Annotated in this window: 11 protein-coding genes; 6 read left to right on the forward strand and 5 right to left on the reverse strand. The window is 68.9% G+C overall.

Translation table 11 applies throughout. From position 1 onward, the window contains the following. Positions 1-166: 166 nt before the first annotated feature. Complete coding sequence (gene clpB, locus P8T65_RS20645) at positions 167-2,827, reverse strand: ATP-dependent chaperone ClpB (RefSeq protein WP_316726774.1); 2,661 nt, start codon at positions 2,825-2,827, stop codon at positions 167-169. 134 nt (positions 2,828-2,961) lie between these two features. Between clpB and P8T65_RS20650 the strand changes: the two genes are divergently transcribed. Further along, on the forward strand, positions 2,962-3,375 hold the full coding sequence (locus tag P8T65_RS20650) for a pyridoxamine 5'-phosphate oxidase family protein (protein WP_184905592.1): 414 nt from the start codon (positions 2,962-2,964) through the stop codon (positions 3,373-3,375). Between the two features lie 201 nt (positions 3,376-3,576). On the opposite strand, the gene P8T65_RS20655 is transcribed toward P8T65_RS20650, so the two are convergent. Next, on the reverse strand, positions 3,577-3,912 hold the full coding sequence (locus P8T65_RS20655) for a hypothetical protein (protein ID WP_033524521.1): 336 nt from the start codon (positions 3,910-3,912) through the stop codon (positions 3,577-3,579). A gap of 317 nt (positions 3,913-4,229) precedes the next feature. On the opposite strand from P8T65_RS20655, the gene P8T65_RS20660 reads away from it, so the two are divergent. The 4 genes from P8T65_RS20660 (at position 4,230) to P8T65_RS20675 (ending at position 8,226) form a co-directional block, all read left to right on the forward strand. Then, entirely contained in the window at positions 4,230-5,240 is a 1,011-nt protein-coding gene (locus P8T65_RS20660; protein ID WP_316726775.1) for a helix-turn-helix transcriptional regulator, read from the forward strand. 302 nt (positions 5,241-5,542) lie between these two features. Next, a complete protein-coding gene (locus tag P8T65_RS20665) occupies positions 5,543-6,088 on the forward strand; it encodes a hypothetical protein (protein WP_316726776.1) in 546 nt (181 codons plus the stop codon). 150 nt (positions 6,089-6,238) lie between these two features. Further along, positions 6,239-7,237, forward strand: coding sequence for a helix-turn-helix transcriptional regulator (locus tag P8T65_RS20670; RefSeq protein WP_399099498.1), 999 nt, complete (start codon positions 6,239-6,241; stop codon positions 7,235-7,237). Next, entirely contained in the window at positions 7,234-8,226 is a 993-nt protein-coding gene (locus P8T65_RS20675; protein WP_316726777.1) for a LuxR C-terminal-related transcriptional regulator, read from the forward strand. Before P8T65_RS20670 ends, P8T65_RS20675 begins: the two co-directional genes overlap by 4 nt. On the opposite strand, the gene P8T65_RS20680 is transcribed toward P8T65_RS20675, so the two are convergent. Then, complete coding sequence (locus P8T65_RS20680; protein WP_316726778.1) at positions 8,177-9,235, reverse strand: LuxR C-terminal-related transcriptional regulator; 1,059 nt, start codon at positions 9,233-9,235, stop codon at positions 8,177-8,179. The genes P8T65_RS20675 and P8T65_RS20680 overlap by 50 nt on opposite strands. A gap of 264 nt (positions 9,236-9,499) precedes the next feature. Between P8T65_RS20680 and P8T65_RS20685 the strand changes: the two genes are divergently transcribed. Further along, positions 9,500-10,333 (forward strand): response regulator transcription factor, encoded by an 834-nt coding sequence (locus tag P8T65_RS20685; protein WP_316726779.1) that lies wholly within the window; start codon positions 9,500-9,502, stop codon positions 10,331-10,333. A 55-nt stretch (positions 10,334-10,388) separates the two neighbouring features. On the opposite strand, the gene P8T65_RS20690 is transcribed toward P8T65_RS20685, so the two are convergent. Together P8T65_RS20690 and P8T65_RS20695 are read right to left on the reverse strand one after the other, a co-directional pair. Then, positions 10,389-12,554 carry a hypothetical protein gene (locus P8T65_RS20690; protein WP_316726781.1) on the reverse strand — a complete coding sequence of 722 codons (2,166 nt, stop codon included), beginning with the start codon at positions 12,552-12,554 and terminating at the stop codon, positions 10,389-10,391. Then, positions 12,551-13,234, reverse strand: coding sequence for an ABC transporter ATP-binding protein (locus P8T65_RS20695; RefSeq protein ID WP_316726783.1), 684 nt, complete (start codon positions 13,232-13,234; stop codon positions 12,551-12,553). The genes P8T65_RS20690 and P8T65_RS20695 overlap by 4 nt, the downstream gene beginning before the upstream one ends. Positions 13,235-13,284 lie beyond the last annotated feature (50 nt).

A 13,284-nucleotide genomic window follows, 5' to 3' on the forward strand; every position in this document is an offset into this window, starting at 1 on the left:
GGGAGTGGCAACCCCCGCCCCGCGTGGTTCGTCGCCCTTGGCCGGATCCGGGAAGGGATTCGTCCGCGGATTCAGCTACGAGCGTGGACGGGAACCTTTCGGGTACCCCCGGTCACGCCTTTTCGGGTACCCCCGGTCACGCGTCCTTCTCCATCGACATCGACGGTCACGGGTTTTTCTTCTCCATCGACGGGGCGGTCGGGCCGTCCGTCGCGGAGGTGGCCGGCGTGCCCGTCGTCGGCCCCACGATCAGGCCCTCTCCCTCTCCGAACGCGTCCACCCGGACCGTGTCGCCGTCCTTGACCTCGCCGGAGAGGATCTCCTTCGCGAGGCGGTCGCCGATGGCGGTCTGGACGAGGCGGCGCAGGGGGCGGGCGCCGTAGGCCGGGTCGTTGCCCTCGTCCGCGAGCCAGGCCAGCGCCTCGGGGGTGATCTCCAGGGTGAGGCGGCGCTCGGCGAGCCGCTTGGAGAGGCGGTCGATCTGGAGCTTGGCGATGCGCTCCAGCTCCGCCTTGTTCAGGGCGGAGAAGACGACCAGGTCGTCCAGGCGGTTGAGGAACTCCGGCTTGAAAGAGGCCCGGACCACCTCCAGGACCTGCTGCTTCTTCTCCGCCTCGGTGGTGACGGGGTCGACCAGGTACTGGCTGCCCAGGTTCGAGGTGAGGATCAGGATGGTGTTGCGGAAGTCGACCGTACGGCCCTGGCCGTCGGTGAGCCGGCCGTCGTCCAGCACCTGGAGGAGGATGTCGAAGACCTCCGGGTGGGCCTTCTCCACCTCGTCGAGCAGGACCACGGAGTACGGGCGCCTGCGGACGGCCTCGGTCAGCTGCCCGCCCTCCTCGTAGCCGATGTAGCCGGGGGGCGCGCCGACCAACCGGGCCACGCTGTGCTTCTCGCTGTACTCCGACATGTCGATGCGGATCATGGCCCGCTCGTCGTCGAAGAGGAAGTCGGCGAGGGCCTTCGCCAGCTCGGTCTTGCCGACACCGGTCGGGCCGAGGAAGAGGAAGGAGCCGGTGGGGCGGTCCGGGTCGGCGATGCCCGCGCGGGAACGCCGTACGGCGTCCGACACCGCGCGTACGGCCTCGGTCTGGCCGATGAGACGGCGGCCCAGCTCGTCCTCCATGCGGAGCAGCTTCTGGGTCTCGCCCTCCAACAGGCGGCCGGCCGGGATGCCGGTCCAGGAGGCGACGACGTCCGCGATGTCGTCGGCGCCGACCTCGTCCTTGACCATGGTGTTCTTGGACGCGGCGGCCTCCTCCTCCGCCTCGGAGGCCTCCTCCAACGCCCGCTCCAGCGTGGGGATCTCGCCATAGAGCAGCTTGGAGGCGGTGTCGAAGTCGCCGTCGCGCTGGGCGCGTTCGGCCTGGCCGCGCAACTCGTCGAGCTTCTCCTTGAGTTCACCGACGGCGTTGAGGGACTGCTTCTCCTTCTCCCAGCGGGCGGTGAGGCCCCGCAGCTCCTCCTCCTTGTCGGCGAGGTCGCGGCGCAGGCGCTCCAGGCGCTCGCGGGAGGCGGCGTCGGTCTCCTTGTCGAGGGCCATCTCCTCCATGCGCAGCCGGTCCACGGACCGCTGGAGCTCGTCGATCTCGACGGGCGAGGAGTCGATCTCCATCCGGAGGCGGGAGGCGGACTCGTCGACGAGGTCGATGGCCTTGTCGGGCAGGAAGCGGGAGGTGATGTACCGGTCGGAGAGGGTGGCGGCGGCGACCAGCGCCGCGTCCGCGATCACGACCTTGTGGTGGGCCTCGTAACGGCCCTTGAGTCCGCGCAGGATGGCGATGGTGTCCTCGACGGTCGGCTCGGCGACCAGCACCTGCTGGAAACGGCGCTCCAGCGCCGGGTCCTTCTCGATGCGCTCGCGGTACTCGTCGAGGGTCGTCGCGCCGACCATCCGCAGCTCACCCCGCGCGAGCATGGGCTTCAGCATGTTGCCGGCGTCCATGGCGGAGTCGCCGCCGGCGCCCGCGCCGACGACCGTGTGCAGCTCGTCGATGAAGGTGATGATCTGTCCGTCGGAGTCCTTGATCTCGGCGAGGACCGTCTTCAGGCGCTCCTCGAACTCACCCCGGTACTTCGCCCCGGCGACCATGGCGCCGAGGTCGAGCGCGACCAGCCGCTTGTTCTTCAGCGACTCGGGCACGTCGCCCTTCACGATCCGCTGGGCGAGCCCCTCGACGACGGCCGTCTTGCCGACACCGGGCTCACCGATGAGGACGGGGTTGTTCTTGGTCCGGCGGGAGAGCACCTGCACGACGCGCCGGATCTCCTGGTCCCGGCCGATGACGGGGTCGAGCTTCCCGTCCCGCGCGGCGGCGGTGAAATCGGTCCCGAACTTCTCCAGGGCCTTGTACTGGCCCTCCGGATCGGCGGTGGTCACCCGGCGTCCTCCCCTTGCCTTCTGGAACGCCTCCTGCAACTTCCTGGCGTTCGCCCCCTGCCGGGAGAGTACGTCCCCGGCCTGGCCGCCCTTCTCCGCGATCCCGATCAGGAGGTGCTCGGTGGAGACGTACTCGTCGCCCAGTTCCTTGGCCTTGGCCTGGGCCTCGGCGACGACGCTCAGCAGCTCGCGGTTGGGCTGCGGCGGCGAGACGGTGGAGCCGGTCACGCTGGGCAGACCGGCGAGGATCTTCTCGGCGCCCGCGCGTACGGCCGCCTGGTCGGCGTCGACGGCGGCGAGCAGGTCGGTGACATTCTCGTTGTCCTGCCCCTGGAGCAGAGCCAGCAGCAGGTGGGCGGGGGTGAAGTCGGGGTGCCCCTCGGACACGGCCCGGTTGCTGGCCGCGTTGATCGCGTCCCGGCTCCTGTTGGTCAGCTCGGCGTCCACAGTCGCGTTTCCCTCCTGGCGTCAGTCGTCGGTCACAGTGACGGTGACAGTGACTTGAGCAACGTACACAAAGTTGAGTCTATTCCACTCAAGGTGGAGTCGGGAGCGTTCCCCGTTGGATAGATTCCGGGACCGTGAGCACCTACCGAGTGGATCCGGGCGATCCCGACGACGCGTACCTGGCCTTCTGGCGGGAGCGCCACCTCTGCACCCTCACCACCCTCCGCGCCGACGGCAGCCCCCACGTGGTGCCGGTCGGGGTCACATACGAGCCCGGGGCGCGTCTCGCTCGGGTGATCACCAGTTCGACGAGTGCGAAGGCGCGGCATGTGGCTCTCGCCGGGGAGGAAGGCGCCCGGGTCGCCGTCTGCCAGATGGAGGGCAAGCGCTGGGCCACGCTGGAAGGGCGCGCGTTCGTCCGCACGGACCGGGAGCGGATCGCGGACGCCGAGCGACGGTACGCGGAGCGGTACGGCAGGGATCCGCGGCCGAATCCGCAGCGCGTGGTGATCGAGATCGAGCTGACGCGGGCGTTGGGGCGGGGGTGACGGTCCGCTTCCGGTTGACCTTTTTTCGGACAGATGCGGACGGGCGCCGTACAGCCGAACGGGCCGACGGGGTGGCGCCGATACCGGGAGGGGTCCTGAAATGTCCCCACAAACCTGCAGCGGCGTCACCGTGTTCAGGTCACGGTGACGCCGCTGCTGGGGGGAAGCGCCTGAGCGATTTGAAACGACGGGGGAATCGCTTCAGGCACTGCGGGGGGTGGCTGAGACGGCCGTGGAGGCCTGGGTCTCCGGCTCGGCGAGCCGGTGGTCGCGCTGGTCGAGATTGACGAAGACCATCCCGTACCGAACGGCACACCGCACTGGCTGCGGCGCGCCGCGCGGTCGCCGCAGACATCGGTACGCCCGGATGTCCTCGTCCTCGTCCCGGGTCACCACCACCGGTTCGCCGAACACGGTCACCATCAACGAGTCACCGCTGTGGGGGATGGCGGTGGCCAGGTCGATGAAGTGCCAGCCGGAGCGATAGGCGGTGGCCATCTCGCGCCGGAAGGAACGGTCGTCGGGAGGAGTGGTCATCGGTCAGCCCCAGCTACTGTCGGCCGGCAGCGCGGGCGTCACACCCCAGCTGCTGTCGTTTTCGTCGCTGGCGGCAGCGGAGATGTGCACCGAACCCCGGCTACCGTCGGTCCGGTCATCACCCTTCGCACCAGCAAGGCCACTCAGAGTCCCGAAGGCCACAACGGCGGAGAAGGCGGCGACAAGCACCGAGCGAAGCATTCTGGTACGCATAGTCGGCTTCGTCCTCACTTGAAGGTCCCCTCTTCCCCCGTCGGATACGACGATGGCGCATTCGGGCACGTCATGGCCACACAATCGATGCATCATGTTCCTGCATGTTCAGGACCCTGGGGGGTGGAGATTTGGTGATTAATGGGACTAAGGCGACACATCCCCATGCGGTGACCGAACTGTGCGAGGAGGGCAGCCGCGTCTACTCAACCGCCCTGCGCGCAGGGCGCATAGCGCGCGTCGATATCGAAGCTGCCCCCTGTCTGATGGAGTTCGGCCTGCTGCACCCCGACATCGACGACGTGAATTGGCTACGTCCCGTTCCACCCTCGGTCGCACTGTCTCAACGGCTCAATCCCATCGAGCAGGAAATCACCGACCGCAGACGGCTCTCCATCCAGTTGGCCGACGCATTCGAGCCGTTCATGGCCATGAGCGCCCAGGCGACCGCCGCCACTCACGCGATCACGGTGCTGGAGGGGCTCGACCGCATCAACGCGGCCCTCGACCTGGCCACGGTCCAGTGCCGGGTGGAAATGCTCACGGTGCAACCGAGCGGGCGTCGCCTCGAACACATCCTCAAGCAAGGACTCGAACGTGACAGAGCCCTGACGGATCGAGGCGTACGGATCCGGACCCTCTACCAGCACACGGCCCGGTACAGCCCTGAGACACAGGCCTACGTGGATCAGTTCTCCAACGACAAGGTGGAGTACCGCACCATCGACGAACTCGTCGAGAGACTCATCATCTGCGACGAAACCGTGGCCTTCATCCCGACACGTGACGACCGGCAAGTGGCGCTGGAACTGCGCCATCCCGGCCTCGTCCGCTACCTGATCAAGGTCTTCGAGTTCATGTGGGGTCGCTCGGTCCCTCTGAACGCCGGCGCCCCCTACGAGACGGCCCCCGACGGCATCACGGACATCCAGCACTCCATCGCCAAGCTCCTCGTCGAAGGCCACGTGGACGAGGCCATAGCGCGCCGCCTGGGCATGAACGTCCGTACCTGCCGCGCCCACATTGCCAAGCTGGCAACGGCACTGGGCAGCGGCAGCAGGGCCCAACTCGGCTATTTGATCGCGCAGTCGGGGATCCTGGAGCAGGAGAACTAGAAAACACGGGAGAGGGGTTGCGCAACGTCACCGAGGAGCACGATCACGGGCCGGCGGAGCTGTGTGAGGCGGGTCTGGCACTGTACGGCCGGGCGCTACGTGAAGGGCGAGTCTCAGTGGAGGACTGTACTCGCCCTCCATGCCTGCTCCGCTTAGGGCTCCTGCGTCCGGACCGCGACGATCCCCGGTGGCTACGTCCGCTGGCGCCAGCCCTGGCCCTCCCTCGCCTGCTGCAAGAAAGCGCCCGGGACATCGCCAGGCGACGGCGTGAGGAGGCTCGACTGGCAGAGGCGTTCGCACCGTTGCTGGCTCTCGACAGTCATTCCGCATCGGTTGCGGACGTTCCTGGCATCGGCCTGCTCACCGGGTTCGACCGGATCAACGAGGCCATCGGCCTGGCCATGGACGAAGCCCATGAAGAACTGCTCACCATCCAGCCCGGAGGCAGACGCTCCGCAGTGCGTCTGCGCGATGTGGGCCTCCCGCGCGAACAGCGGATGCTCGCCCGGGGCTGCAGCATCCGCACGCTCTACCAGGACACCACACGCCACGATCTCGGAGTCGTCGCCCACTTCGAACGACTGGCGGGTGACGTCCAGGTCCGCACCCTCAACGAGGTCACGAAGCGCCTACTGATCGTCGACCGGGCCGTGGCCTTCGTCCCCGCCGGTGAGGACCGGACACACGCTCTGGAGATCCGCCACCCCGGCCTGGTCTCCTTCCTCGCCACGGTCTTCGACCGCTTCTGGAACCTGGCCACCCCTATGTACCCCGAAGCCGTCCGGATACCGCCAACCGACGGCATCACCCCGCGCCATCGCCCATCTGCTGGTAGACGGCCACACTGACACCGTCATCGCCCAACGCCTCGGCCTCAACATCCGAACCGCCCGCACCCATATTGCCAGGCTCGCCGCCACCCTTGGCAGCGACAGCCGTGCCCAACTCGGCTATCGCATAGCCGAGTCGGGCATTCTCAAGCAGAAGGACACGGACCAGTGAGCACGGAAGGACACCGGGTCCACGCGATGGACGACCCGTGCGAGGCCGGCACCGAGGTGTACGCGCGCGCCCTGCGGGAGGGACGGGTGCGCGATACGGATGCCGAGTCCGCGCCCTGCCTGATCGATGCCGGACTACTGCACCCGGTGGTCGAGGACCCATCCTGGCTGGAGCCTGCACCCCCGGCGACCGCCCTGCACAGACTGCTGCGCGCCATCAAGGACAGGGTTGCTGAGGAACGGCGCCGTGAGGAGCGGTTGGTGACAGCCTTCGAGCCGCTGCTGCGGATCGCGGAGCGACAGACCGCCCCGACAAGTGGCAGCCCCCTTGCAATCACCGTGCTCAGCAATAAGGACCGCATCAACATCGCCATCACCGAGGCCATGGCGGGAGCCTCGCAGGAACTCCTCTGCATCCAGCCACACACCAACTATTACGACCAACGCGGCCCGCACGTCGTCGCCTTCGAACGTGACCAGTCCCTGCTGGACCGCGGTGCCCGTATCCGCACCCTCTACCCGCACACGCTCCGCCACGCTCCCATGGCCATCGCCCGCTACGAAAACCTGCGGGGCGACGTCGAGGCCCGCACCCTCGACGAGGTCACCGACCGCCTCGTCCTCATCGATCGGTCGGTGGCCTTCATCCCCGCCAGCCGCGACCTGACCACGGCTCTGGAGATCCGTCATCCCGCGCTGATCGCCTTCTGCGCCACCACCTTCGACCGCCTCTGGCACCTGGCCACACCCATGTATCCCGAGACCGTCCAGCTACCCGTGGTCGACGGAGTCACCCCCCGCCAACGCGCCATAGCCCGCCTCCTCGTCCTAGGCCACACCGACACCACCATCGCCGACCGCCTCGGCATGAACGTCCGCACCGCCCGCGTCCACATCGCCAAACTCGCCTCGATACTGGGCAGCGAAAGCCGCGCCCAACTCGGCTACCTCATCGGACAGTCCGGGATCCTGGAACAAGAAGGAAGCGCGCAGTGAGCACAGCGACACACACGGAACACGGCGCGGAAAAGCTATGCGCCAAAGGGGCGGAGTTATACGAACGAGCCCTCCGCGAAGGACATGTACGCAGCGAGGACGCAGCCGAGACCCCTTGTCTCCTCGCCTTCGGGCTCCTCCGCCCTGCCACCGACGGCCCGGGGCGGTTGGAACCCGTCTCACCCGTCGCGGCCCTCCATCGGCTCCTGCGCGGCATCGAGGATCGCATATCCCGCGAACGCCACCGTGAGGAACAGCTGACCGCGATGTTCGAACCGCTAATGCGCGTCGACACGCGCCACACGGGAATCGTGGACAATTCGGCGATCGCTTTCCTCAGTGGTTCCGAGCAGATCAACGAGGCCATCACCGCGGCTGTCGCCGACGCGTCGCGGGAACTTCTGTGTATCCAGCCACACGTCAGATACCACCATCAGCAGAACCGCCATGTCGCACTGGACCGCGACCAAGCCGTGCTGGACCGCGGTGTCCGTATCCGCACCCTCTACCAGCACACTCTCCGCCACGCTCCCATGGTCCTCGCGCGCTACGAACAGCTGAAGGGCGATACCGAGGCACGCACGCTCGACGAGATCACCGACCGGCTCATCGTCGTCGACGGCGAAGTCGCCTTCATCTCCGGTGACAAGGCCGGCTCCACCGCTCTGGCGGTCCGCCAGCCAGCCCTGGTCGGATACTTCGCCACGTTCTTCGACCGCCTCTGGCGGCTGGCCACCCCGATGTATCCCGACGCGGTCCAGCCCCCAACGATCCACGGCATCACCCCCCGCCAACGCGCCATCGCCGCCCTCCTCACCGAAGGCCACACCGACACCGCCATCGCCGACCGCCTCGGCATGAACGTCCGCACCGCCCGCGTCCACATCGCCAAACTCGCCGCCACCCTCGGCAGCGAAAGCCGCGCTCAACTCGGCTACCTCATCGGGCGGTCGGGGATTCTGGAGCGGGAGCCGAAACTGAGGCCGTAGAGGTGGGCAGGCCGGCCGGGGGGGTGGAACGGGGTGGACCGTCGAGGCCGGCCTCAGCGATGCGGACGCCCAGTTGCGTGCGGCTGGCCGCGCCGAGGCGTTCGGAGAGGCGGGCGATATGGGCCCGGCAGGTGCGGACGCTGATGCCGAGCCGTTCGGCGACCACCGCGTCCTGGTGGCCCTCCGCCAGCAGCGCCGCGATGGACCGCTCCCGGTGGGTGATGCCCGCGACACCGGTGGACGGGAGCGATGCGGCGAGCGGGACTCCGAGGCGCCAGAGGCGTTCGAAGACGGTGACCAGGTACTCCACCAGCGCGGGGTGGCGGATCTCCAGAGCCATGGTGCGGTCGGAGTTCGCGGGGATGAAGGCCACCGTGCGGTCGAAGACGATGAGGCGTTCCACGACCTCGTCCAGGGTGCGGGCCTCCGCCGACTCCCCCATCAGCTCCATGTAGTTGTGCAGGCCCTGCCCGTGCCGGGCCACATGCGTGTACAGGTCCCGCATCCGCACGCCCCGGCGGCACATCGCCAGCGCCCGGTGCAGTCCCTCGCGCAGTTCGTCCTCGCGCCGGATGCCGCCCGGCTGCACGGTCAGCACCTCGGTCGTACAGCGGTCGGTGGCCTCGTCGATCGCCGCCCGGATCCGGGAGAGTCCGTCGAGCACCCGGATCGCCGTGCTTTCGGCCGGATGCGCTCCCCGGGAGCTGCCGAGCCCGGCGTACCACTCGACCGCGTCGACCGCCGCGCCCATCCGGGCCTGACTGGCACTCACCTCTGCATGGACGCCGCGCAGCAGCCGGGTCATGACCTCCTGCGGGGAGGTCGGCACCAGCCACCCCATGTCGTCGGGGTCGGGATGCAGCAGGGCGAGTTCGAGCAGACAGGGCACGGCGTCGGCGTCCGCGCGCGGGACACGGCCCCGCCGTACGGCCCTGGAGTACACCCGGTCCCCGGCCGCGCAGAGCCGGTCGGCACCGTGCGGATGCTCCTCGGTCGCGTGCCCGGCCATCACCCATTCACCCCCGGTTCCAGCCCTTCGCAGCGCAACTATGCGCGGCCCGCCACCGGCACCGCAACACGGCCATGCCACGTTTATGCACCGGTATACCCATACATATGCCGCTTTCTACACCCTTCAGGCAGTCCGCTCTGCAACAAGCTGAAGGTGGCGAAGGGATGTGCGTTCCGTGCAAAGTAAGTGAACTCATTCAATCGATCAACCTGAGTCGCCATTTCGCGCGCGACCTGTCGTACAGGGACCCACTCGTCGCGTATGGCATCACCGAACGACTTACCGAGAGAGCTTCTCTTTTCCGCTTCGGCGAGGTTCTTCGGGCATGAAAACGGGGAGGCGAAATTGTTACGTGTCTCGATACTCGGGCGCGTGCCGCTGGAAAGGGCCGGGGTCAAGCGCGTTCTGGAGGAGGAGGCGGGGATCCGAGTCGTGGGCGAGGGGAGTATGAACGAGTCATCGCACCTCGCCCGGACGGTACGGCCGGACCTGCTCGTCATACTCCACGACGACGCGGACGACGCGCTCGGCGGCCTGGGCTCAATCGCCCCCAGCCTGCCGAAAATCGTCCTGATGAACCGTCTGTCGGAGCAGGCGACCCGGCTACTGCTGCACCACAGCGCCAACGGGATCCTGCTCCGCGAGGACTCCGTCGCCCACCTGCACTGGGCCGTACGGGCCGCCGCGGCGGGCGGCCTCGCCCTTGCACCCACCGCAGCCGCGATGGTGAGGGAACAATGCACTCAGCCCGACCGCATGAGCGATGAAACATCCGCCGCACGCAATGCGATATCCGCACTGAGTCCGCGCGAGCAGGAAATTCTGGAATTCCTGAAGAAAGGACATTCGAATGCAGACCTGGCCGACGCCCTGGCCATCAGCGGGCACACCGTGAAGGACCATATCCGCGCCATCTACACGAAACTCGGGGTCGACAACCGCGTGCAGGCCGCGCGGATCGCCTGGCAGGCGGACGTCGGCAGATCCACGGGTGCGGAGCGACCGGGCGGGCGCCCTGGTCCGGTCACGGACGCGGTCAGGGGCCCCGGCAGCGGCTTCCGGCCGAGCGGTGCGCTGATTCCCCACCCGCGCTGACAGCAAGGGCTCGGGGAGCACCGGTCTGCGCCCCCGAGCCCCTGAGCTGGTGGTGTCAGTCGTTGCGGGGGCGCCACACGGAACCCGTCGACGCCGCCGTGCGGGCACCCCACCACGCCATCACCGCCGCGCAGAGAAGTCCCGCGCCCCCCACCGTCGACAGCGCGGACAGCCGGCTCGCCGAATCGGCCATGAGCGGCGTGGTCACGAACCAGGTCACGGCGACCGCCGCGCACACCGCGAAGACGACGGGCACCAGCAGGGACCACACGGAGACGGAGTAGTACACCCGGACATCGCCCGTCAGTACGGACACCGGGCCCAACTCGCGCCCGGCGCGCACGAACTGGGCGACGGACCCGATGCCGGCCACCATCACAATGACCAACACCCCGGTGACAGACAACAGTTCGAGCCATTGCTGTGCCGCAATGCCCTCACCACTCCCGCCGAGTGTGCCGGTCATCGCGAAGACGGTCACCGTCGTCGCCATCGCCAGGTGCTCGTTGGCGGACCGGTGCACCGATGACATCGACAACTCGCGTCCGTCGTCCGCGAGAACCATCAGGGCCGGAGCCTCGGTCGTCCGCACGATGTCCTCGACGTCGCCCGTCGCGGCGTACAGATCCACGCCCACCGAGCGCTCCAGCTCCACGGCCTGCGCGAGACCTGGATGCCGGACGGTGCGCCGTTCGGTGGCGGTCTTCGGGCAGGGAAGGCCGAGCCCACGCCACGCCGAGCAGGGGGCCACGAGGTCCGTCCGGCCCTTGCGCGGGTCCTGCCGTACAGCCAGGACGCCGGTTCCCGAGCCCAACGCCCTCTCGAAGGCAGCCATGTCGGCCGACCTGGTGTCCATCGTGGTGGAGACCCGCAGCACGCTGGTGCCCAGGTGTTTCTCCATCGCGTCGACACGGTCGCTCATCTCCGTGAAGAGGCTGATGGCTATCTGGCCCTGGGCGGCCAGCCCGATCGCGACCACCACCGCGGCGACCACCCGCGCTACGGGGCGGGCCCCTGCCGCGAGCCGCCGCCCGGAGATGAGCATGCCGATCCGGCCGCGCGCCGCACCGACCCGCGCCATCGCCGGACCGGTCGCCGCCACCACCGCACCGACCACTCCCGGGAGCAGCGCGATGGTGACGACGGATCCGGTTGCCAGAACGGGCAGACGTAGGTCGTACGGTGCCAGGCCGGTGCCCTGGACCGTGCCGAACAGGGCGACGGGGAACAGCCACAGCGTCCACTCCCGGCGCCGCCGTGCCGCGGTCGGCCTGGTCGAACGGCCGGGCCGGTACGGTGGCTGGAGCAGCACCACCGCGGCCAGCACGGCCGCCGGGACCGCGAGCGCGGCGACGACCAAGGCGCCGAGCGCGGCACGGGCATCAGGCCGATACAGCACGAAGTCGACCATGGGCAGGGGGATGTCGGAGGCGAGCGCAGGGGTGACGGCCAGCACGCCCGTCAGGCCGCCGAGGGCCACGGGTACGACTGCCTCCCCCAAGGTGAACCAGGCGCGCGCCTCGGTGGACGCCCCGAGGGCCGTCAGGAGAGCGGTGCGCCGGTCACGGGCCACGGCGCCGACTCGGGCCGCGATGACGACGAAAAGCCCGGCGGGCAGGCCGACCAGTGCCAGATAGGCCCAGCGGAACTCTCCGGGGCCGAAGTTGTACAGATGCTCACCGAAGGGCGGTGACCAGGGGACGCCGAAGCCCGTGACCTTGGCCATGGACGCTGGGTCGAGCCGCTCGGCTGACGGCCGTACGTAGACGAAGTACTCACCCGGGGCCTCCAGACCGACCAAGCCGATCGTGCCAACGGGCTCGCCGTACTCGTGCTGCACCTCGGGGTGCGCGGACTTGAGCGCCGGGGAGAGAACGGCCTCTCCCGGTTCGGGCCAGCGACTCAGGCCGGGCGGCAGAGGGGCATCGGCCGTACGGGGTTCGATGTACACCACGTCGTACTGCCGGTCGGCGACTGTCTCGACCGTCGCCTTCCACAGCAGCTCGCCGGTTCCGTTCTCGGTGATCTGCGGCCAGCGGGCCGCACCACGCTCGGCCCGGCCATCGAACGAGGCGGAGGCGAGGAGGTACCCGCACACGGCGAGGACCGCCACCGTCGTTGCCGCGAAAAGCGCGAAGAAACGGATCCGGCCTGCCTCGGCGGTCCAGGAGGCGGCCCGGCCCATGCGCAGCAGCCGTCGGCGCAGCCCGCGCCCGCTCACCGTGCCTCCTCGACCTGGACCAGCCGACCCTCGTGCAGATGCAGTCGCACGTCCGCGCGACTCGCCACCGCGGGGTCGTGGGTGACCACGACCAGGGCGCATCCGTGATCCCGGGGCGTGCTGAACAGCAGGTCCGCGACGGCCTCTCGGTGCTCGCCGTCGAGGGAGCCGGTGGGCTCGTCCGCCAGCAGTTCCGGTGTGTTCACCAGGGCCCGGGCGACAGCGACGCGCTGGCGCTCGCCACCGGACAGGTCCTGGGTGGCCGTACGGTGGGGTACGCCGAGGCCGTGGAGGAGCTTCTCGGCACGCGACCGGGCGGTGTCGGCCAGGTCCCCGGCCAGCAGGCTCGCGATCATCACGTTCTCCACCGGTGTGAGTTCGGGCAGTAACTCGCCGAACTGGAACACCATGCCGATGTGCCGGCGCCGATGTGCGGCAAGGGCGCGGGGCGAAAGGCGGGCGAGGTTCTCGCCCATGACCTCGACTCTGCCGAACTCGGGGCGTATCAGCCCCATGAGGCACATCAACAGCGTGGACTTCCCGCTGCCCGACGGCCCCATCACGGACACGGAGCGTCCGGCCGGCACGGTGAGATCGGCACCCGCGAGGAGCTGTCGTTCGGCGACCCCGTAGACAACGTCGCTCAGACGCAGGACGGGCTGGGTGGGGGGTGGGGTCACACGAGGCTCCCTCGGTCGGAAGTGCGGATGGGGGAACAGCGGCGGGGACG

This window comes from Streptomyces sp. 11x1 (assembly GCF_032598905.1).
Lineage (GTDB): Bacteria > Actinomycetota > Actinomycetes > Streptomycetales > Streptomycetaceae > Streptomyces.